Source organism: Erythrobacter sp. QSSC1-22B (assembly GCF_001678665.1).
Classification (GTDB): domain Bacteria; phylum Pseudomonadota; class Alphaproteobacteria; order Sphingomonadales; family Sphingomonadaceae; genus Qipengyuania.
This window is the reverse complement of the sequence record NZ_LZRP01000011.1, coordinates 39508-59812: the sequence shown is the minus strand read 5'-3', so window position 1 is coordinate 59812 and position 20305 is coordinate 39508. Positions and strand designations below refer to the sequence as shown.

Annotated in this window: 20 protein-coding genes; 11 read left to right on the top strand and 9 right to left on the bottom strand. The window is 60.9% G+C overall.

The genetic code is table 11. The features are described 5' to 3' along the window. Positions 1-50: 50 nt before the first annotated feature. The gene (locus tag A9995_RS14550; RefSeq protein WP_369815860.1) at positions 51-1643 is read right to left on the bottom strand and encodes an alkaline phosphatase; all 1593 of its coding nucleotides are present in this window, start codon (positions 1641-1643) and stop codon (positions 51-53) included. Between the two features lie 47 nt (positions 1644-1690). Continuing rightward, a complete protein-coding gene (locus A9995_RS14545; RefSeq protein WP_145916985.1) occupies positions 1691-3628 on the bottom strand; it encodes a PhoX family phosphatase in 1938 nt (645 codons plus the stop codon). 427 nt (positions 3629-4055) lie between these two features. Here A9995_RS14545 and A9995_RS17120 point away from each other — a divergent pair, with 427 nt between their 5' ends. The 6 genes from A9995_RS17120 (at position 4056) to A9995_RS16205 (ending at position 7881) form a co-directional block, all read left to right on the top strand. After that, on the top strand, positions 4056-4505 hold the full coding sequence (locus A9995_RS17120; RefSeq protein ID WP_168157413.1) for a DUF1826 domain-containing protein: 450 nt from the start codon (positions 4056-4058) through the stop codon (positions 4503-4505). Then, positions 4505-4891 carry a MerC domain-containing protein gene (locus A9995_RS14535; protein ID WP_067614309.1) on the top strand — a complete coding sequence of 129 codons (387 nt, stop codon included), beginning with the start codon at positions 4505-4507 and terminating at the stop codon, positions 4889-4891. The genes A9995_RS17120 and A9995_RS14535 overlap by 1 nt, the downstream gene beginning before the upstream one ends. Beyond that, positions 4879-5577 carry an ATP-binding cassette domain-containing protein gene (locus tag A9995_RS14530; protein ID WP_233998239.1) on the top strand — a complete coding sequence of 233 codons (699 nt, stop codon included), beginning with the start codon at positions 4879-4881 and terminating at the stop codon, positions 5575-5577. The genes A9995_RS14535 and A9995_RS14530 overlap by 13 nt, the downstream gene beginning before the upstream one ends. After that, a complete protein-coding gene (locus A9995_RS14525; protein WP_067614307.1) occupies positions 5574-6827 on the top strand; it encodes an ABC transporter permease in 1254 nt (417 codons plus the stop codon). Before A9995_RS14530 ends, A9995_RS14525 begins: the two co-directional genes overlap by 4 nt. A gap of 15 nt (positions 6828-6842) precedes the next feature. After that, on the top strand, positions 6843-7337 hold the full coding sequence (locus tag A9995_RS14520) for a DUF3299 domain-containing protein (RefSeq protein WP_067614305.1): 495 nt from the start codon (positions 6843-6845) through the stop codon (positions 7335-7337). Positions 7338-7437: 100 nt separating this feature from the next. After that, the gene (locus tag A9995_RS16205; RefSeq protein ID WP_168157412.1) at positions 7438-7881 is read left to right on the top strand and encodes a Fur family transcriptional regulator; all 444 of its coding nucleotides are present in this window, start codon (positions 7438-7440) and stop codon (positions 7879-7881) included. A 177-nt stretch (positions 7882-8058) separates the two neighbouring features. On the opposite strand, the gene A9995_RS14515 is transcribed toward A9995_RS16205, so the two are convergent. Further along, positions 8059-10209: a TonB-dependent receptor gene (locus tag A9995_RS14515; protein ID WP_233998238.1), complete on the bottom strand. Its 2151-nt coding sequence runs from the start codon at positions 10207-10209 to the stop codon at positions 8059-8061. A gap of 116 nt (positions 10210-10325) precedes the next feature. On the opposite strand from A9995_RS14515, the gene A9995_RS16200 reads away from it, so the two are divergent. The 3 genes from A9995_RS16200 (at position 10326) to A9995_RS16805 (ending at position 14225) form a co-directional block, all read left to right on the top strand. Beyond that, the gene (locus tag A9995_RS16200; RefSeq protein ID WP_145916984.1) at positions 10326-11306 is read left to right on the top strand and encodes an AraC family transcriptional regulator; all 981 of its coding nucleotides are present in this window, start codon (positions 10326-10328) and stop codon (positions 11304-11306) included. Positions 11307-11401: 95 nt separating this feature from the next. Continuing rightward, positions 11402-13552: a TonB-dependent receptor gene (locus A9995_RS14505; protein WP_082992768.1), complete on the top strand. Its 2151-nt coding sequence runs from the start codon at positions 11402-11404 to the stop codon at positions 13550-13552. A 22-nt stretch (positions 13553-13574) separates the two neighbouring features. Next, a complete protein-coding gene (locus A9995_RS16805; RefSeq protein ID WP_233998237.1) occupies positions 13575-14225 on the top strand; it encodes a hypothetical protein in 651 nt (216 codons plus the stop codon). Positions 14226-14440: 215 nt separating this feature from the next. On the opposite strand, the gene A9995_RS14495 is transcribed toward A9995_RS16805, so the two are convergent. Beyond that, positions 14441-14971: a cytochrome c family protein gene (locus tag A9995_RS14495; protein ID WP_067614288.1), complete on the bottom strand. Its 531-nt coding sequence runs from the start codon at positions 14969-14971 to the stop codon at positions 14441-14443. An 83-nt stretch (positions 14972-15054) separates the two neighbouring features. On the opposite strand from A9995_RS14495, the gene A9995_RS14490 reads away from it, so the two are divergent. Next, positions 15055-15657, top strand: coding sequence for a hypothetical protein (locus tag A9995_RS14490; RefSeq protein WP_145916981.1), 603 nt, complete (start codon positions 15055-15057; stop codon positions 15655-15657). Next, a complete protein-coding gene (locus A9995_RS14485) occupies positions 15654-16631 on the top strand; it encodes a quinone oxidoreductase (RefSeq protein ID WP_067614284.1) in 978 nt (325 codons plus the stop codon). The genes A9995_RS14490 and A9995_RS14485 overlap by 4 nt, the downstream gene beginning before the upstream one ends. Positions 16632-16641: 10 nt before the next feature. Here the strand turns inward: A9995_RS14485 and A9995_RS14480 are convergent, their stop codons facing one another. Genes A9995_RS14480 through A9995_RS14460 form a run of 5 tightly spaced genes read right to left on the bottom strand, consistent with a single transcriptional unit; the run spans position 16642 to position 20297 of the window. Beyond that, positions 16642-17541 carry a VOC family protein gene (locus A9995_RS14480; RefSeq protein WP_067614283.1) on the bottom strand — a complete coding sequence of 300 codons (900 nt, stop codon included), beginning with the start codon at positions 17539-17541 and terminating at the stop codon, positions 16642-16644. Continuing rightward, positions 17538-18290 (bottom strand): enoyl-CoA hydratase/isomerase family protein, encoded by a 753-nt coding sequence (locus tag A9995_RS14475; protein WP_369815859.1) that lies wholly within the window; start codon positions 18288-18290, stop codon positions 17538-17540. Before A9995_RS14475 ends, A9995_RS14480 begins: the two co-directional genes overlap by 4 nt. After that, the gene (locus A9995_RS14470) at positions 18290-19174 is read right to left on the bottom strand and encodes a polysaccharide deacetylase family protein (RefSeq protein WP_067614277.1); all 885 of its coding nucleotides are present in this window, start codon (positions 19172-19174) and stop codon (positions 18290-18292) included. The genes A9995_RS14475 and A9995_RS14470 overlap by 1 nt, the downstream gene beginning before the upstream one ends. Next, positions 19174-19989, bottom strand: a complete 816-nt coding sequence (locus A9995_RS14465; protein ID WP_067614275.1) for an SDR family NAD(P)-dependent oxidoreductase — start codon at positions 19987-19989, stop codon at positions 19174-19176. Before A9995_RS14465 ends, A9995_RS14470 begins: the two co-directional genes overlap by 1 nt. Beyond that, positions 19989-20297, bottom strand: a complete 309-nt coding sequence (locus tag A9995_RS14460) for an REDY-like protein HapK (protein ID WP_067614273.1) — start codon at positions 20295-20297, stop codon at positions 19989-19991. Before A9995_RS14460 ends, A9995_RS14465 begins: the two co-directional genes overlap by 1 nt. Positions 20298-20305: the final 8 nt, after the last annotated feature.

Genomic DNA, 20305 nt, shown 5'->3' with positions numbered 1-20305 from the left:
TCGCCGGTATTCGTCCAATCAGATGGTATTCCAGTTAGTCTAATCTCAATTCACGCCTCGGTAATCGCAGCGCGTCCGGGTTCGACCACCAGTTTTTTTCGCGAAGAAACGGTGCCACTGCGCACGCTAACCTTGTCTACAGTGATGAATTCGGTCTGCCAACGTTCGTGCGTCAGGTCACACAGCAGATAACCCCGCTGCGAGTTGTGAAATTTTAGCTGGGGGTTCACAGCCTGTATTTCCTTCGTGGCGGAACGCTGATCTTCGCCATCTCCACCCGAACTAATTGAAGTGGCGACGAACTCGGTCGCGATTGCCTCGCGATCTGGATTCTTGCCATCGAGATGAAGCTCGCCAGCATAATTTTGATGCTCGTCCCCCGTCAGAACAACCGTGTTTCGTTTTCCGGTATCTCGTATTGCTTGGAGCAGTCGTTCGCGCGGCTGACGATAGCCTGCCCAGCTGTCGAGATTTTCCGTCACCCCAGGACCCGGATCGCGGTCGAGATCCATTACCATCACCTGCTGCGCCAGTGTGGACCAGGTCGCTTCGGAACGCCGAAGGTTATTGGCGAGCCAATCATGCTGGCGAACGCCAAGAACTTCGGCTGCTCGTCGCGTATCGGCGCATTCGACACCCCACCTATCACCGCACGGCTGGTCGGAACGATACTGCCGGGTATCAAGCAAGTTGAAATCGAGGAGGTCGCCGAACACCGCCCGACGATAGAGTTGCATAGACGGGCCTGCCGGGAGCGAACTGGCACGCAGGGGCATGTGTTCGTAATAGGCCTGCAAGGCCATCTGGCGCCGAAGCGCGAAGACAGGAGGCGGGGTCCCGTCCTGGTCGAGATTATCGACCCAATTGTTGTCGACTTCGTGATCGTCCAAGGTGACGAACCAAGGTGCGGCAGCGTGGGCGGCCTGAAGGTCGACATCCATCTTGTATTGCGCGTAGCGTCGGCGATAATCGTCGATGGAGTAAATCTCGTCGCCAAAATGTCTGCGCACCGTTTCAACCGGTCCGTCGGGACCGTTTCGCACTCGGTCACCACGCCCCTCGTAGATGTAGTCGCCGTAGCAAAAGACGAAATCAGGTTCCCGCCGGGCTAGGTCGCGGTAGGCGGTGTAATAGCCCTGCTCATAGTTCTGGCACCCGGCAACGGCAAAGCGGAGGTTGGCGAGAGGTTGTCCTGCGGCAGGCGTCGTTACTGCACGACCCCAGGCGCTGCGTTCGCGTCCCGCGGTGAAGCGATACCAATACGGCCGGCTAGGCTGCAGGCCCGATACCTCTACGTGGACAGCATGGCCAAGCTCTGGCCGCGCAATCGCTGTCCCGCTCTGCACGATCTGGGCGAAACGGTCATCCGCTCCCACTTCCCAGCCAATTTCAACCGAGGCCGCAGGCATGCCATGACCGATCGCCAAGGGGTCAGGCGCCAGTCGCGTCCAGATAACGAAGCCGTCCGCGCTCGGCTCACCCGATGCGACACCAAGCTGGAAAGGGTAAGATGCGAATATCGGGTTCGCGCGCAACGGGGCGGTAAACGACAGACCGAATGCCGCGACTGCTCCTGCGCCGAAGTTCCTCAGAAGGTGGCGGCGCGAAAGAGCAAAGCGCTGTAAGTGCATCTTGTTATTCACGTTGGTCGTCCTTCAACTTTGCCCTCAGGTCCGCTTCGGTCGCGGGCTCATGTGCCTATCTTACCGCCACCGCTTCTGGTGATCGTCAGCACCGAAGGGCGTGGCGGCATCAGGGGATCGAAATCGGGCCAGCGTGTCGATGGGTCGGCAAAAGTCGAGGGACGTGCGTGCGGCGGATAGGCTTCACCATCATCGGCGGGATGCTGCACCGCGACGAAGAGAGTTTCTTCGTCGCGGATAAAACGAGGCCCGCACAGTTCAGCACCTGTTGGAGTGCGGAAAAACAGCTGCGACCGGCCTCGCGTCGGGCCTTCGGTATCCACTCTCCAGACGCCATTGGCGCATTGGTTCAGCACTTCCTTGCCGTCGGTCGAGACCCACAGCCTTCCATCGGAGTCGATCGCGACGTTGTCGGGCGAGCCGAACCAGCCGTTCTCGCTGGTTCCCGGGCCCCACAGCGCGCCGACTTCCGCGACGGCGGGATCTCCGCAGCGCACCAGCATGTTCCAGGTCGAACGGGTGGCGGTAAAATCACCATCGGTCTCGACGATCTCGATGATGTGACCAAAGGCATTGCCGGCGCGCGGATTGGCGGGGTCTACATTGTCCGCGTCGCGTCGGGTGTTGTTGGTCAACATGACATAGACCCTGCCGCTCCGGGGGTCGGGTTCGACATCCTCGGGCCGGTCCATCGGCGTCGCGCCGAGCAAATCGGCCGCGCGGCGCGTCTCAATCAGCACATCGGCTTGATCGGCAAAGCCGTTGGCTGCAGTCAGCGGCCCAGCGCCATGGATCAGGGGCATCCATTCGACGGTTCCATCGGCGTCGAAGCGGGCGACATAAAGGGTTCCCGCATCAAGCAGATCGCGCCCGGTTTCGGGGCGCGCCGGATCGAACCTCTCTGCGGTGACGAATTTGTAGACATAGTCGAACACCTGATCGTCTCCGGAGTAGACCACGACCCGGCCATCGCGATTGTGGACGCTTTCCGCGCCCTCGTGCTTGAACCTGCCGAGCGCGGTGCGCTTTTTCGGCGTCGAAGTCGGATCCATCGGATCGATTTCGACGATCCAGCCGAAGCGATTGGGCTCGTTGGGCTCCTGACCGACGTCGAAGCGTGAATCATGCTTGGCCCATTCATACCATCCACCGGGGACGCCGTAGCGTTTGTGATTGGCGGCTTCGGGCCCGACGGCAGTGCCGCTGAAATAGCCGTTGAAGTTCTCCTCGGCGAGCAGATAGCTCCCCCAAGGGGTGATGCCACCGGCACAATTATTGAGCGTGCCGACGACCGAACGCCCGGTGGGGTCAGCGCTCGTGACAAGTCGCGGACTGCTAGCTGCGGGGCCGGTCATGTTTATGCCTGGAGTGCGACCTGTGATCCGGCGGTTGTAGCCCGACCCTTGGACATAGCGCCAGTTCCGCCCACATTTGACGACTTCGACGATCGTGCCGCCATGCGCTGCCTTCTCGATCTCGCATTCCGCAGCGGTGAGCTCGCGCCCTGCTGCTCCGGGCAGCATCAGCGGTGCGATGCTGTATTCGTGGTTGACGCATAGCAACCCGCGCTGCTCACCGCGGCTTTCGGAGGGAAGAGGCAGGAAGCCGATGTAGTCGTTGTTGTAGCCGAACCGCCGTTCCTGATCCTCCGCGCTCTGCCGCAATGGATTAAAATCGCCGTCTCCCTCCATCAGCGGATCGCCCCAGCGGATCAAAATATTCGCGTCATGTCCGGGAGCGACATGATGCATGGTGTCGACGCCGCGCTTGAGTTCGACAAAGGTCGATTGACCAATCGCCTGCGTCCCAGCGGTTACGCAGCCCCCCAGCCCGGTAGAAATACCGGCTATCGTCGCCGCACCCAACATTCCTTTCATCGCTCCGCGCCGCGAATAGCGCTGGTCGATAAGCTCGCCGATCGTCGCCGTCTGGCCGAGGGTGGGATTGCTGGGGACGAAGTCGAGCTGCTCGAGACTGGATGGCATGGAATCTTTCCTGAAGCGGTGGTCAATCACGAGGTGGGGGACCGAGCCTACGTTCTAGTTACAGTTCCTTTAGCTACATCGGCCGCCGGAATTACCCTCGGGTGAGATGGTATGCAATAACATATCATTGACCCAGTTGGCGAGACTGTCTAGCCCCGTCCCAGTCGATTTAGATCCACAGCCACCGAGCACCACCCAAATGCCATCAGCATCACCCGATTTCGCTAAGGCAGCTTTGGCTTCCGGCCCATTTCGATCTGTTTCCAGGCTCAGCTTCGACAGTCTCGCTCCGTCATCGTCCTTAAACGTGACCCCTCTCGTAGCGGACGCAGTCGGGGCTCAATGGCGTGATCTCGAGGACTTCGAACGGTCGCTTGTTCTCGAAGCTCGCGATGTTGCACACCTCTCTAGTGCCATCGACTGGTTGGTGAACCAGGATCCATTTGAGAGCATCGGAACAGGGATACCTGAAGAGGCGGTCTCAGCGCTAGGAGTTCTTCCACCCCCGCTCGCTGCCGACATTCTGGATCTGGCCACGCGTTTCGACGCGATTATGCATGCGGGCGCGGTTCGCATCCGGCTCGAACTCGTCGTGACCAATTCCTGCCGGAAAATCCATTCGGATTACACTGACCTTCGGCTGATCACGACCTATGCGGGACCCGGCACGCAGGTGCTTCCGATGGGCGCAGAGAAGCTCGAGTCTAACCTCTGGTCGGTCCCGGCCGGTTGGGTCGGGCTGTTCAAGGGCCGACTCTTTGGTGAGGGCCATTCTGCCTGCCTGCACCGCTCGCCCCCGGCCGCCGATCTTCGGGTGAGACGCCTTGTGCTGGTCATCGATACGCCATCTCTGGCCAACGAAAACTCTTCGGTGTGATGATCGCCCGTCGAAATTTTGCAAACTGGCTCGATGGGCTGGCAGTCTCCGTGTCAACGGCATGCTTGATCCATTGCCTTGCCTTGCCCGCGCTTATCGCCCTTTTGCCGGCGTGGTCGCGTTGGCTGGACCTGCCCGAGACGGTGCATCTTTCGCTGTTGCTTGCAGCACTGCCGCTTAGTTCGCTGGTTTTGTGGCGAGCGGCACGCCAGTCTGCACGCGCCTGGCAGCCGTTCTGGCTTGGAATAGCCGGCCTTTCCGCAATGACCGCTGGTCTCTTGGTCGAGGGCGAATCGCTCGAAACCATAGTGACCAGTATCGGCGCTGTGCTGCTTGCCAGCGCGCATATCATCAACTGGCGACGGAGGGTGCATTGCCGCGTCTGACTGATGCCACCGATATCCCCGACGTCGTCCCCGCGCTGAACCTTGCAAATATTCACCATGGTTACGGCGAGGTTTCGATCCTTCGCGACTTCAACCTGTCTATGGCGCCGGGCCAGCAACGCCTGCTGATCGGGCCCTCCGGCTCGGGGAAGTCGACGTTGATCAATCTGATTTGCGGATTTCTCCGGCCCGACCGTGGGACCATTCGTGTTGCGGGGAAGCTCATCTCCGAGGGGAGCGAGGCTACACGCGACGCAGTGCGCAAGGCGCATATCGCTGTGGTCTTCCAGGCGCTGCGTCTCGTGTCCGCAATCGATATCAGCGCTAACCTCTTGCTCGCAGCCCGTCTGGCGGGGCTTCGATCTTCTCGGCAGGAGGCGCTCGGGCTGCTCACCGAGCTGGGGATTGCCGACAAGGCCCATGCCCGCCCGCATCAGCTCAGCCATGGCGAGGCGCAGCGCGCAGCCATCGCCCGGGCTCTGATCGCACAGCCCGCCTTGCTCATCGCCGATGAGCCGACCTCAGCCCTTGACCAGACCAATGCGGAGAATGTCGGTGCAATGCTGCTGCGTCTGGCCGAAGCTCACGGAACCAGCCTACTGATTGCCACCCACGACGACCGTCTGCGGCCCTTTTTCCCGGCGGTTACGGAACTGAAGTCAACCGTCGAAGGGTCAGCACAGTGATCCGGCTGGTCCTTGCCTATCTGGCAGAGCGCAAGCTCACTACAGCGCTCAACATCCTTCTGCTCGCGATCTCGGTGGGCATGTTGATCCTGCTGTTGCAGTCGACCCGGCAATTGGAGGAACGCTTTCTCGACGGTGCGGAGAACATCGACCTGGTGGTGGGAGCCAAGGGCTCGCCACTTCAACTTGTCCTCTCCTCTGTTTATCATCTCGATCAGCCGACCGGGAATATCCCCCGCACAGCGCTTGCAGAGCTGCGGGGGAACCCGATGGTTTCATCGGCCATTCCCCTCGCTCTCGGGGATAATTTTCGTGGCTTCCGGATCGTCGGGACCGAGCCTGCACTTGTCGACCTCTACGCAGCAGAACTGGCCGCAGGCAGGGGCTTCGCGCAGTCCGCCGAAGTGGTAATCGGTGCGGAGGTAGCCGCTGCAACCGGGGCAGCACTTGGCCAGCTGTTCATAGGTAGCCACGGGTTTGCCGAAGACGGCGGCGAACAGGGGCACGACGCGACACCGTTCGTCGTAGTCGGAATCCTGGCTCCAACCGGCAAGCCAGTCGACAGGCTGATACTGACCAGCATGGAAAGCGTTTGGGACGTGCACGGTATCGAACATTCCGACACCGAAGGTTCTGGAAGCCAGCATGGCCACAGCGAGGCAGGTCAAAGTCAAGCTGCCGACGATATGGAGCATCACAGCAGCGATGCCGATATCACCGCCATCTTGGTCAGCTACCGAAGCCCTGCTGCCGCTGTCCGCCTGCCTGCCAGCATCAACCGCGACACTGCCTTGCAGGCCGCCTCGCCGGCTCGCGAGAGCACGCGCCTGCTGACCCTGTTCGAACCTGCCATCGAGGCTCTGAGCCTGCTGGGTCTGTTATTGGGGGGCGCCGGTGCTTTCGCAATCTTCGTCACGTTGTGGAATGCAGTGCGCGCCCGAGAGGGTGATCTGGCGTTGCTGCGTGTGATGGGAGCGAACCGAGCCTCGATATTCGGCACAGTCCTCCTCGAGGGCGTCATCATTGCGCTTCTTTCAGCGCTGGCCGGATTGCTCTTCGCGCATGGATTACTTTGGTTCGCTTCGCAGAGCTATCGCAGCGTCGCCGAAGCAGGAATCTCCCCCTTTCGGTTCTATCCAGAGGAAGTCTGGATCGTGGCAGGCGCAGTGATGGTCGGAATGGTCGCCGCTCTGCTTCCTGCCTGGCACGTCACTCGCAACAACCTCGCCCCCATCCTAGATCGCAACTGACACAAAGGTCCTGCCATGACGTATCGCGCCCTCACGATTATCGCCGCGTTGCTGCTTGTTCCGATCGCAGCGTCGGGTGCAGCAGCTATGCAGCGTGCTAATGTGCAGCAGGATGTCTGGCGCCCGGCGGCGACCCCAAAGGGCGGCGTGTCGTGGGCGGTGCTGGAGTCGACGAAGGAAATCGCCCGCAAGGGTCCGGATGGCTACCTGCGTTCGAAACCCAGCTTTACAGCGCAGGTGAAGAGGCTGGATGGCAAACGCGTCAAGGTCGCCGGGTGGATGGATGCCTTCGAACCGGGGCGCCGCCAGACCCACTTTCTGTTGATGGCTTATCCGCCTGGCTGCCCGTTCCATTTTCACGCGGCACCCAATCAATACATTGAGGTCAAGGCCAGCAGCGCTTTCCCGCTCAGCGGGGACAAAGCGATCGTGGTCACCGGAGTGCTCGAGCTTACTGGATACGATGAGAGTGGCATCTTCTATGTGCTCAAGGATGCTCGCCCCGGTTGAGAACAAATGCAGATTTCATTCCAGACCCAGTCGAATGACAAGGATCATTCTGATTGGGCGAGCGGCTAGTTTTTGCCATAGCCTGAGGAGGGTTGCCATTATGCATGAAGGCTATGAGTGGAAATCCCTTCGGCACCGCGCATTGATCGCTTGCGATCAAGCGGGCATCGCATTGACGCCACTTCGCGAAGCGGTGCTGCATGGTTTGTGGAAAGCCAGATCACCTCGAAGTGCCTACGAACTGATCTCAGAGCTTAGTGAAGCACAAGGGCGCAGGATCGGCCCGAACAGCGCCTATCGCATACTCAAGCTGCTTTCGGCCGCGGGGTTAGTTCGGCGTGTTGAAAGTAAGAAAACATATTGCCTATCTGGCATGCCTGATGGCGTTGCCGACATCCTGATAACGTGTGACGGCTGCGGTCATGTAATCGAGGTTAGCGCCAAGGGCGTGCGCAACCTTCTCGATCAATGCAGCGACACGATCGGCTTTCAACTGTCAGCCCGTCCGACAGAGATTGCCGGACGCTGCCACGATTGCGATTAAAAGCTAACAATATTCGCGGCGTCACAGGGCTCTTGCAGCGCTGTCAATATTTGCCAAAATTACAACTCTCTCTCCGGGGAACCACAGTTTTGCTTTAGCCTGTTAGTGGCTCAAAGGAGCTGGCCACGAAAAGCTGTCGCCGGCTGCGGCTTTGCAGCACACAGCCGGCGATGCACCTTAGAAACTCAAACGAGCCGACAATTTGATGTTGCGCCCAGCCAGAGGCACGAAGTCCTTGGTAAAGCTGGCATGGCGGCGGGCATCGACATCGAACAGATTGTCGCCCGAGAGAATCAGCAGCGTTTCGTTGCGCGCGCCGAATGGCCGCCACGACACCGAGGCGTTGACCATGGTGTAGCCTTCTGTCGGCAGTTCGAACGAGGCGGTCCGGTTCTGGTCGTCGACCCACTCGGCTTCGACCCGAGCGCCCAGGCTGCCGGTTTCCGCCTCGACCCCGCCCAAGATCCGCAGCGGCGGGATTCGCGGTGCGGGCCCGTCGCCGTCGATTTTTGCACGAGTGTAGTCGGCGACACCGTCGATGGTCACTCTCAGACCTTCGCGATCGATCAGATCGTAGGAGGCCTGGGCCTCGAAGCCGTAATAGTCGGCATCCGATTGCAGGAATTGGAATAGCGGTAGGCCATCGGCTTCGAGCCCGGTGTCGGTTTCGTAAATGAAGTTGTCGAAGCGGCTGTAATATGCAGCCAGTTGGAAGCGTGCGGCTCCTGCCTCGCCGCGCAGATAAGCCTCGGCGCCAAGGCTGCGTTCCTTCTCTAGGAAGGGATCACCGACTTCAAAGGCCTGGGTCGCGATATGCGGTCCGTTGGAGAACAGCTCCTCGGCCGAGGGAGCGCGTTCGACGCGGCTGAGATTGAGCCCCAGCTTCACATCGGGCGCGATCGCGTAATTCACGCCGCCGGCGATGGAGAACGCATTGAAGTCGCGATCGACGGCGGTGATGATCGCATCCTCCTCGAGCCCGATCGCGACGCTGTCCGAGCGCACGTCGGTCCGCTCGTAACGCCCGGACAATTCGACACCGATCGGGCCGAACTCGAATTCCTGGAGCGTGAAGATGCCGTATTGATCGGTATCGTTGGGCGGAACGAACGCTTCGGCGCCGACCGCGGAGAACTTGCGGGTCGAGCCCTGGAAACCGGTCACACCGCGCCAGCCGTTGCGATCGTTCTGCACCAGCTCGAGCCGGGTCTCGAACCCCTGGGTGTCGAACACGGTGCCGACCTCATCGCCTTCGAACTCGATGTGCTGGTAATCGGAGAACCCGGAGCGGAACTTGATCTTTTCGAGGAAGCCCCCTCCGGTAAATACCTCGCCGCGCAGATCGGCGCGATATTGCTTGAGATCGATCGTGACGGGGCCTTCTTCCTCTTCGCCTTCTTCCTCGCCCTCTTCACCCTCTTCACCATGAGCATGTTCGGCGCCCGGTCGCGCGGGGACGCCGTAGCGGCTGTCAAAATAACTGACTGATGCACCGAGGCTGCCGCCCTCGTTGATGAACGCGAAGCCGCCACCCAGAGTGTAGGTCTCGGTCGCGCTATTGGGCAGCACGCCGCGCAATTCCGCAAATTCGAGCGCTTCCTCGGCCTCGCCAAAATTGCCCTCTTCGAATTCTTCTTCGGCGATCGCGAGTTGCTGGGCACGCAGCGCCGGCGTGAGCACGAAGCCGCCGACTTCGACATCCTCAGTCTTGCGATAGCTACCATCGATATGGACGACGAACTGCTCGCCCAGCGCGATATCGGCTGCCGCGCTGCCGCTGTAGCCGTCATAGGCCGAAGAATAAGAGCCGATCGCATCGAGGTGGTAGCCATTCTCGGGGATCGCGCGCGGAATGCGGCGGTCGAGCGCGTTGACCGCGCCGCCGATCGCCTGGCTGCCGAACAACAGGGCAGCAGGGCCGCGGAAAATCTCGATCCGCTCGGTCACAAGCGGATCAATGGTGACCGCGTGATCGACCGAGGTGTTCGACACGTCGAGCGTGCCGATCCCGTCGGTCAGCACCCGGACGCGCTCACCCTGAAGGCCGCGCAACACGGGCCGCGAGGCGCCGGGACTGAAGGAGGTGGCGGAAACGCCGGGCTGACGGGCGAGCACGTCGCCGATCTGCGGTTCCAGCTGGCGCAGCAGTTCATCGCCAGTCACGATCGAGGTGCCGGCGAGGATATCGAGTTCGTCAACAAAGTCGGCAGTGACGATGATCACCCGGGATTCGTCGCCGTGGACGGGGTCGCGATTCGTTTCGGGGGCGGATTGGGCCAAAGCCGGACTGGCGAGGACGGTGGTCGCCAGCAGCGCAAACTTCTTCAAGGGGATTCTCCAAGGCAATATGTTACAACATCTCTAGGGCGGTTAGGCAGCTTTCCGCTAGACTGCAAGAGAGACGTGCGATCCCGTAAGCGGCGCGAAGGTTTTGAAGGCTCTGTGTGAAGCAGACAAAAGCGTCGACCGCCGAAGGTAACATTGATACACTGTATCATATGGGACGTAGCGACACAGCGGCGCGTAGCGATGTTGAAATCGAAAGTGAGCCATGGTCGCCTATGGCCCGCTGGGCGTCTTCATCAGTCGAAACCTTGTCCCTCCAAGAAGGGTTCGATCTGGTTCTCAGCCAGACGGCAGGAGACGGCTGCTTATTCCATTTCCAAGAACCTGCTGACGTTTTCGGAATCGGCTTTCATCTGGAAGGCGGCGCAGCATTCGATATGGAAGGAGAGGAATTTAGGACGTGCCCACTCGACGTGTGGGCCGGGGCTGCGTCCCGTGGCACATCGTCAATTTTTTGCCTACCAGAGAGTGGTTTTCGAACCGTATCCCTACGTTTCGAGCCTGATGCTTTTCGCGAGCTTCTCGGAAGGCATCACCAAAGTGGTGATTTGCTCGACGAGATGGCGCGTCATGCGTCATCTCAAGTTAGTGTTTCACGCCTCGCCCCTCTCGACGCCTCATCAGCGCTAATAGCCGAGAAAATGTTTGCCACCCCATATACGGGAGCGGCACGAACAATGTTTCTTGAATCCTGCGCGCTCGGACTACTTGCAGCACAAATCAACGCTGTAACTCGGAATGAACGAGCTATGCGTGATTTAGCCAATGATAGGCACATGCATGATGCGCGTGCCTGGCTCGACGAGCACCTCGACGATCCGCCTTCGATCATTGAGCTTGCGCGGCTCCTTGGAATCAATGACTTCAAGCTCAAGCGCAGTTTCAAAGCGACTTTCGGCACCACCATTTTCGGTTATGTTCGCCAGCGGCGCATGGAGCGGGCTGCCGACAGTCTGTATGACGGACTGTCGGTCGGCGATGCCGCCGCCGCTGCAGGTTATGTCTGCCCCCGTTGCTTCGCCGATGCATTCCGTCGGCATTTCGGAAAACTTCCGAGCGAGGTGACCCGCGCTTTCTAAGCAAATGCTCCCGGATCCAACGGTTGAAACTCCCGCGCGGCACGGACGGAGGTCTGTCCCGCTAGGATAAGTGCGTCCCTCGATTAGGGGTCAGTATGCGCTTTAAATCCATCATTTTGTTCACGTCGGCCGCCATGGCTGCCATGCCAGCATCGACGTCCGCCCAAAATTCAGCAGAACCCTCAGTGCAGGACGACGAAATCGTTGTGACCGCACGCTTGCGCGAAGAGCGAGCGCGCGACGTTCCATTTACGCTCACTGTGCTCGACGCTGATACGCTTGCTACGCGACGTATTGACGATACTCTCTCACTCTTTCGACAAGTGCCGGGCCTCTCGCTGACAAGCTTCGATGATGGCCGGTTCGCTTACTTCCAGTTGCGTGGTATCGGACCGCTCAGCCAAGCGATTAGTCCAGATGACGGGTCGGTGGTCACCTACGTCGATGGCGTGCCACAACCAGTTTATGCTTCAGAATTTGCTTATCTCGATTTGGAGCGGATCGAGGTCCTGCGAGGACCACAGGGCACCCTGTTCGGCCGGAACAGTCAGGGCGGCGCGCTTAACATTACTACACGGCAGCCGGGGGAAGTATTCGCGGCGGACGTCCGGCTCGAAGGCGGCGAGAATGATTTTGGTCTTGCTCAGGCATCGCTGTCAGGACCGCTGGTCACCGACCGGCTCGCGGCAGGGTTGACCGCACGCAAATCAACGATGGACGGTTTTATCCGCAACATAGCGCCGGGTGGTGGAGGCCTCGGCGACCGCGACAGCTATGCTGCGCGCGGCACGCTGGTGTTCACACCTGGCGGACAGAGCGGAGCGCGCTTTACTCTGACCGCCAATATCGACCGGCAGGATAGTGACCCCTTTTATTATGTGCTGCGCGGCCAACCCCGCGATGTCGTCGAGCTCGATCCCGAAAACCGGGTCGAGCGCACCGGCTGGGGGTTGAGCCTGAAGGCAGAAGCACCGTTAGGCGGAGTCGATTTCACATCGATCACCGCGATCAACGGCTTCGACAATGAGCAGCTCACAGATGACACAGATGGCTTGATCTATGGTCCGCTGTTCGGCGGTCTGCCGTCGTCGGCTTTCCTGTCGCCGCTCGACTTTTCCGACTGGCGCGAGCGCGAGCGCCGCCTCTACCAAGAGTTGCGGTTCTCCAGTCCCGCTGAACAGGCCGTCGCTTGGGCAGCAGGTGCGGTATATTTCGGCTCCGATTTCGATGTCGAACTCGACAACCGCTCGAGCTTCTCGCCGGTCCTCAACGGCGACCGCGATGCGCAGCAGATCATCAATTCCTATGCCATTTATGGCGAGGTGACAGCGCCGCTGGGCAGCCCACGCCTTAAGGCGACATTGGGCGGCCGTTATACCCGCGATGAGAAGACGCTCGATGCGTCATTTACCGGAGTCGGCTTCCCCGGCAGCGTAGCCAGCTTTAGCGAAAATTCGCGTGCCGATTTCGACCTGTGGACTGGTCGCGCAGCGCTGAACTGGGAAGCTAGTGATGACGTCAACCTCTATGCCACCGTCGGGCGCGGCGCGAAGAGCGGAGGTTTTCCCCGCTTTACGTTGAACGGGGCTTTTGGAATCGCCAGCGCATCCTATGCGGCTTCCACGTCTTGGACCTATGAGACCGGCCTCAAGGCACGGTTGCTCGACGGGCGTGCCCGCTTCAACCTTGCCGGTTTTTACAATGACGTGACCGATGAACAGTTGTTCGTGCTTGACTTCATCACCTTCACTTTCGTGCCGGTCAATCTCGATACGCGCAGCTATGGCCTCGAGGCGGAGGCTGAAGTTGCTCTCGCCGAAGGCTGGTCGCTGGCGGGCGGAGCGCAATGGACAGAGGGAGAGATCCGCAGCGCTGATGCCAAATCTGGCGCGGTGCCCGGCAACCGCATACCCAATGTCGCAGAGTTTAGCAGCACAGTCACGCTCAGCTATGCAGGCAAGCCGGCCTCGCTTGGCGGGCGCGCATTCACACCGCTTTTCGCGCTGACCCACCAATATGCCGGCAAGCGCGCCGCCGATGTGGCGAACAGTTTTGATATGCCTGCCTATCACAATGTCGATGCACGGCTGGGCCTGCGATTCGGCGATACCGAGGCTTATCTGTTCGCACGAAATTTGTTGGATGCGCGGCAGGAGCTCAATGGGGTGCTTTATGGCCCTGGTGTCGAGGGTGCATCAGTTGCGCGTGGGCGTGTCGCCGGTGTTGGCTTAGCGGCGAGTTTCTGAGATGCGACCCTTCTTTGCCGCGATGTTGATCGCGATTGCCTCACCCATCATGGCGCAAACACCGAGTGCAGAAATACCGGAGCCGGTGATTGAGGGCGGGAGATTAGGCCCCGCCTATGCTCCGCTGATCGAGCGGTTACGCAGTGAACGCCTCATCCTATTGTTTCGTCATGACCGCACCGAGACCACTGGGCGCTGGGACTTTGAGCCGTATGTCGCTGGTTCCTGCGAGCAGCAGCGAGGTTTATCGGAAGCAGGACGCGCAAGCGCTCGAGCAATTGGAATGGCAGTTGAGAAGCTCAACCTACCAGTTCGGCGCGTAATCTCGTCAACTTATTGCCGCGCTGTTGAAAGCGCGCGCTTGATGTTCGGAGGAGTCCATAAAATTACTCCGGAACTGATTGGACCCGACGGCAAAATGCGCGATTACGACGACGTGCTGGCCGAGGTTACGGGACTGATCGAGAATGAACGACCGAAGGAAGGGTTGCTCGTCCTTTTGGGCCACCACGGCACGATCGACGCCGTTACGACGCGGTTACTCGACGAAGGTGACGCGTTGGTGCTGCATCGCGAGGATGATGGCACCATAAACATCCTTGCGCACATTCCGGCTGCGCGTTGGGATGAAATCGCTCGTGACGTAGACCGCGCCGCTTACGAACCCGATTGATGTTGTCACCTCGCGTCAAATTGGCATTCAGGGTCAAAATGCGGACCCGAGAAACTCCGATCCGTTGCTGAACGATCGGCAGCTTACAGGATCGACCCAGGCTCATCGGAATGCTTGTATTTGGGCGCAAAGCGGACCTCTCCGACGACCGCGGCATTTGGACAGGACACCTGTGACTATGCGGCTCGCAAATCGGCAACTCTACCCGCTTTCGCTTATCGTCCCGCCGCTTCGATGTAGGCGATGACGGCGGCCCGATCGTCAGGGTTCGGCAATCCGCCGAACGCCATCTTATGGCCGGGGAAACTGTCGCGGGGTTTCTCCAGCCAGGAATCGAGCAGCTCTTCCGTCCAGACACCGTCGGCTCGTGCGAGAGCGGACGAGTAGACATATCCGTCTTGCGCGCCGATCCTTGCGCCCATGATACCGTGGAGGTTCGGTCCGATCCCGTGCGCGCCGCCAGGCGCAATCGCATGGCAGGAACTGCACCGAGCATACACGTCGCGGCCCTGTTCCGCCAACGGGCTGAGATCGTTCCAGAGCGTCGCAGTCCGCGAATTGTTTGGCGGCGTCTCCTGCGCGGCATTGTCCGGACCGTTTGCGGTTTGCTGAGGTCCGCACCCGCCGGCGATAGCCGCAAGTAGGATGACAAGTGCCCTCGCCGTCTGGCCGTGTACCATCATCGCTGGATCCTCATCGCCGATCGAATGCCCGTGCCCGTAGCCGTCGAAAATACCCGGCTGCACGTCAAGCGAAATATGTCCGGACAACTCTTCCCTGCGCGTTTCAGTATGCTACATCGCGTGGGATGAAAGGCTTTCCAATCCTGGTGCTGCTGGCCATGCTCGCTTCCGCGTTGAGCGGACACGCGCTGCCCCCTGAAGGTATCTGGACCAATGTCGAGGATGCGTATTTTGCCGAGGAAGAAGGCCGGATCAAATCTGCCGACATGTTTCTCCAATTTCGCGATGATGGATTCTGGCGTCCGCTCGACGCATATGGTGGCATCGAAGGCGAATGGCGCAGCGATCCGCCTGCCGATCTCAAACTTCTCGACAAAAGCGGATGGGCGATCGGTGCGACTAAACTACGACGGGCGCGGCCCTTCGCCTGCTGGGTGTCGGTGCGCAAATTTACCGATAAGGCCGATGGCAATCCTGACTGGAGCTTTACTGGCAACCTTCCGGTGTTCGATCAGGGTGGGCGCATTGCTTTTCCAGGCAGCGGGCTCGCGCCTGACGTCACCCTTCGCATGCGGAACGTGACCTGGTCCAAGGGCAGCCGGAACAAGCCGTCGCTGGTCATCTACATGCACAAGGACGATCCCGAACGGGCGGAAGCCTATAGCTGGGCATCGCCGGACGCGACGCTGATCGGGATAAACCTGCGATGGGTCCAGGCCAGCTGCAGTCCTGTAGAGGAGCAGACATGAAAACCACGCGCGCCGTCATCCGCCAGCTTGGTGGACCCGAAGTCATCGAATGGGTAACGGAGGAATTGCCGCCCCCGGCCCCCGGCGAAGTCACTTTAGAACACGGCGCCGTGGGGCTCAACTACATCGACACCTATTACCGTCGCGGGATCTATCCTGCCGAACTGCCGAGCGGGCTTGGTCTAGAAGGGGCGGGCCGGATCGTCGCGGTGGGGCCGGATGTCTCCGGCTACCGCGAAGGCGACCGGGTCGTTACGATCGGACCCCAGAACGGCGCCTACGCGACCATCCGCAATATCGCCGCGGCGCAGCTCTTCCGCCTGCCGGACTTGATCGACGACCGGACCGCCGCCGCCGCGGCCATCAAGGCCTTCACCGCAGAGTTTCTTGCCGACCGATGTGGCAAGGTCGAAGCAGGCTGGCCTGTCCTGGTGCATGCCGCGGCGGGCGGGACCGGGCTGATGCTGGTCCAGTGGCTCAAGCACATCGGTGCCGAAGTGATCGGCACCGTCTCCACCGAAGCCAAGGCCGATGCCGCACGCGCGGCCGGGGCGGACCACATCGTCTTCTACCAGCAGGAGCACACAGCCCAAAGGGTGCGCGAAATTACCGGCGGTGCCGGCGTTCGGGTGACATTCGACGGGATCGGGCGATCGACGTGGGAGACCTCCCTCGATGCGACCGGCAAACGCGGACTGATCATCAATTATGGCAATGCTGACGCGCCGGTCGGTGAGGTCGATGTCAGCGTGCTCGCGATGAAAGGTTCGCTCTACAACACCCGCCCGATGCTGTTCCATTATTACGACGACCCCGGCGAACGCGCAGAAGGTTCGCAGAAGGTCTGGGATCTGGTCGAAAGCGGCGTCCTGTCGATAAACATCGGGCAGACCTACCCGCTGCTCGACACGGCCCAGGCGCATCGCGATCTGGAAAGCGGCGGGACTACGGGATCGACCATACTCCTGCCGTAGGCGCTAAGCTTCAGCCGATCTCGATAAGTTCGAGCAGCTCGCCCGCCGGGCCCTTGGTGACCGCGGACAGCCTGCCTTCGTAGAGTTCCCCCGTACGCCGCGCCGGTGGGGCCAGCCAGGTGCAAGCGCAGGATGCCAGATCGCGCACGGCCAGTGTGACTACCGCGTTGCCCGGCGGAAGCATATCGGCATGACGCGAACGCGTGTCAGCCTGCGCGGGATAGTCATCGACCTCCACCACCGGCATTCGTCCCGCCGATATCATGGTCAGCGTGGTCAGGGTTTCCGCCGACAGGTCGAACGCACGGTTGATCATCGAATAGGGAATGGTGAAATCCGCACCCCGATCGAGCTGCAGCCGTTGAGTATACCAAGCCACAGCCCGCTCCCGGTCGGGTGCGGCCAGGACGCAGATGAAGATGCGGTCGATCGGCGCCTGCGCCCGGGGCAAATCGCTGCCCGGCATATCCCGCAGAACCTGGTTGAGATAAAGCATCTCGCGGCCCGGACCCAGGACCTGCATCGGAATGAAGGCCGGTTCGATACCGCTCAGCTCCTTGGGCGGTCCGACGATCGTGAAATGCGCTTTCGGCAGTCTGTCCGGCCAGTGCCAGACGTCCTTCACCGTGCATTCGAAGGCCGCCCATCCGTAACTGCGGGTCGGCCGAAAGTCCGGATGATGGGGCTGTTCGACCAGGCGAAGCCAGCAGGGCGCGCCGCTGGCGGGACGAAAGACGGCATAGCGCGATCCCGCGTTTGTCGGGCAGTTCCACGCCCGGCTCAGTTCGCCAGACACTTCGCCCAGCTCGACCAGCTCAAGCCCCAGCGTATCGCGATAGGCAGCAATGCCCAGATCGAGATCCGCCACGGTCGACAGACCGCCAAGGATCAAGCCGTGCCCGGTGTTCATGCGCCGAACTCGGGTGTGCGTTTTTCGACGAAAGCGGTCGTTCCTTCCCGGAAATCGGGACCGGAAAAAGCTTCGCCGAAGATGCGCCGCGTCGCGTCGTCGTCCGCGACCTGCCCGTCCAGAACGCGGCGGACCAGCCGCTTTATCTCGCGCACCGAATCGGGGCTTGCCGCCGCTATCTGCGCTGCCAGCGCGGCCGGACTGTCGGCGACTTCCTCGACCAGACCGATCGCGCACGCTTCATCGGCAGAAATCAGCGCGCCGGTGTACAGCAGGCGCTTTGCCTGACCGGGTCCAACAAGATCGATCAGCAGCTTCACATCATGCAGTGGATATACCAGACCCAGCTTTGCAGGCGTGATTCCGAACCGGGCGTCCGCAGTGGCGATCCGGATATCGCATGCCATCGCGATCCCGCACCCCCCGCCGATGCAGTCCCCTTCTACAAAAGCGACAGTCGGCAGAGCGAACCGCGCCAAGTCATGCTGAACCTGGTTGATCGCCGCCTGGTTGGCCGCGCGCCAACGCGCGTCGTCCTTGTTTGCCAGCAATTCGTGAATGTCTGCGCCGGCGCAGAACACCCCGGCTCGCGCGGCGCGCACGATCATCAATCGAACGCCGGGCCTAGCCATTACCGCGTCCAACAGGCTTGGAAAGGCCCGCCACATTTCCATGTCGAACGCGTTCCGGCGATCCGCCCGGTCGATCACCAGATGCGCGATGGGCCCGATATGTTCCAGGCGCAGCATCACGCGGCCTGCTGCGTCATGAAGTGGTCGGCAATCTGCCTGCGCGTGGCGATCCAGACTTCATCGTGAGCCCGAACATGCCGAAAGAACTCCTCCAGCGCCCAGATTCGTCCCGGACGCCCGACGATGCGCAGGTGGAGGCCCACGCTCATCATCTTGGGGTTGCCCTCTTCCCCCTCCCGGTAAAGCTGATCGAAATTCGCCTTGGCATAGCCGAGCCATTGATCGGGCGTCAGCGCGGGATCGGTCCACATCTTCATGTCGTTGTTGTCGAGCTGGTAGGGCACGATGCACATCGGCTTTCCCGGTATCGTCTCCCGATCCCAAAACGGAATGTCGCCCGAATAATCGTCCATGTGATAGAGGAAGCCCTCTTCCGACAGCAGGCGCCGGGTGTTGTCGGTCAGCAGGTAACGGCTGAGCCAACCATAGGGACGCATCCCGCAGGTTTTCTCGATACTGGCGACCGCCCTGCGGATGAATGCGCGCTCGGCGTCCTCGTCCATCTTGAACTGGTGGACCCAACGCCAGCCATGGCTGACCGGTTCGTGGCGCAGCTCCACGATAGCGCGGGCGATGTCCGGATGGTTTTCCAGCGCCAGCGCCGCCACGGTCCAGCTCGCCATCATATCGTAGCGTTGCAGCAGCTTCACGATCCGCGGCGCGCCGGCCTTGATGCCATAGAGGTAATTGGATTCGTTGGAATAGTTGCGAATGTTCGATTTTACGAACACGCCCAGCTCGTCCACCGGCTCCATCCCCCGGTCGCCCCGGGCGATGGTCATCTCGCTGCCTTCCTCGACATTGACCACCACGCTCAGCGCCAGCTTCGCGCCGCCGGGCCAATCGATGCGTTCCTCGGGCAGGATGGGTCCGGGGGTCATCAGTGCATTTCCTCCCCGCCGCTCACGTTCAGCGCCTCGCCCGTCACATAGAACGCATCCGCGCTTGCCAGCCAGAGGCAGGCCGCAGCCGTATCGGCCGGCAGGCCCGGTCGGCCCATCGGGTTCTTCGCGCTCATGCTTGCCAGGTATGCGTCCACATTATCGAAACCGAGCAGCTTGGAAAAATACGCATTCTGCTGCGCGCCCAGCCCGGTGGTGACGTGGTTGGGGCAGATCGCGTTCACGGTTATGCCATGCGTGCCCAGCTCAACCGCACTGGCCCGGGTGAGCCCAATCATGCCATGCTTGGACGAAACATAGGCCGGCAGATGCGGAAACCCGGTCTTGGCGGCCTGGCTCGCGATATTGATGATCCTTCCGCCCCGCTTTTGTTCCACCATCTGCCGTGCCGCCGCCTGCGTGCAATAGAATGCGCCCGACAGATTGACCGCCAGCACCTGGTCCCATTCGTCGACCGTATCGACTTCGAGCAAAGGCTTCATCTTGAAGCCGATACCGGCATTGTTGACGAACACGTCCACGCCGCCGAACCGCTCGGCCGCCTGGGCGACCAGCGCGCGGCAATCTCCGGCATCTGACACGTCGCACGCTATGGTTGCCACCTCGGCGCCGCGTTCGCGCAGTTCCGCGGCGACCGCCTCGGCCGCCGCATCGATGGTCACGTCGGACACGACGCAATGGGCGCCCTCATCGGCAAACGCCTGCAAAATGCCCTGGCCCAGCCCCCGGTCCTTACCCGAACCGGTGACGACCACCGTCTTGCCGGCGAACCGCCCTTGCGCCGTTCCGGCCATCAGAGGTCTTCCGTCAGAACGAACACGGGGTCCGCGGCATATTCCTGAAACGGTGCGGCGGCAGCTTGAAATTCCTCGGTCGAGATATCCGCGACGAACCCGTCCATCGCATCGATGTCGATGATCTCGAAATACTGATAGGGCGGGCTCGCGGCGTCGTCGCCGAACACGCCCACCGCTTTGTGTATCGAGAAGTTCGCAACCGAGCCCAGAGCGTTGACGCCCGGAATGTCGCGGGTTCTGGCCCAGTCTTCATATTCGGAAATGCTGACGCCGTCTTTCAGGTCAAACAGGACGATGATACGCATGCTTCCTC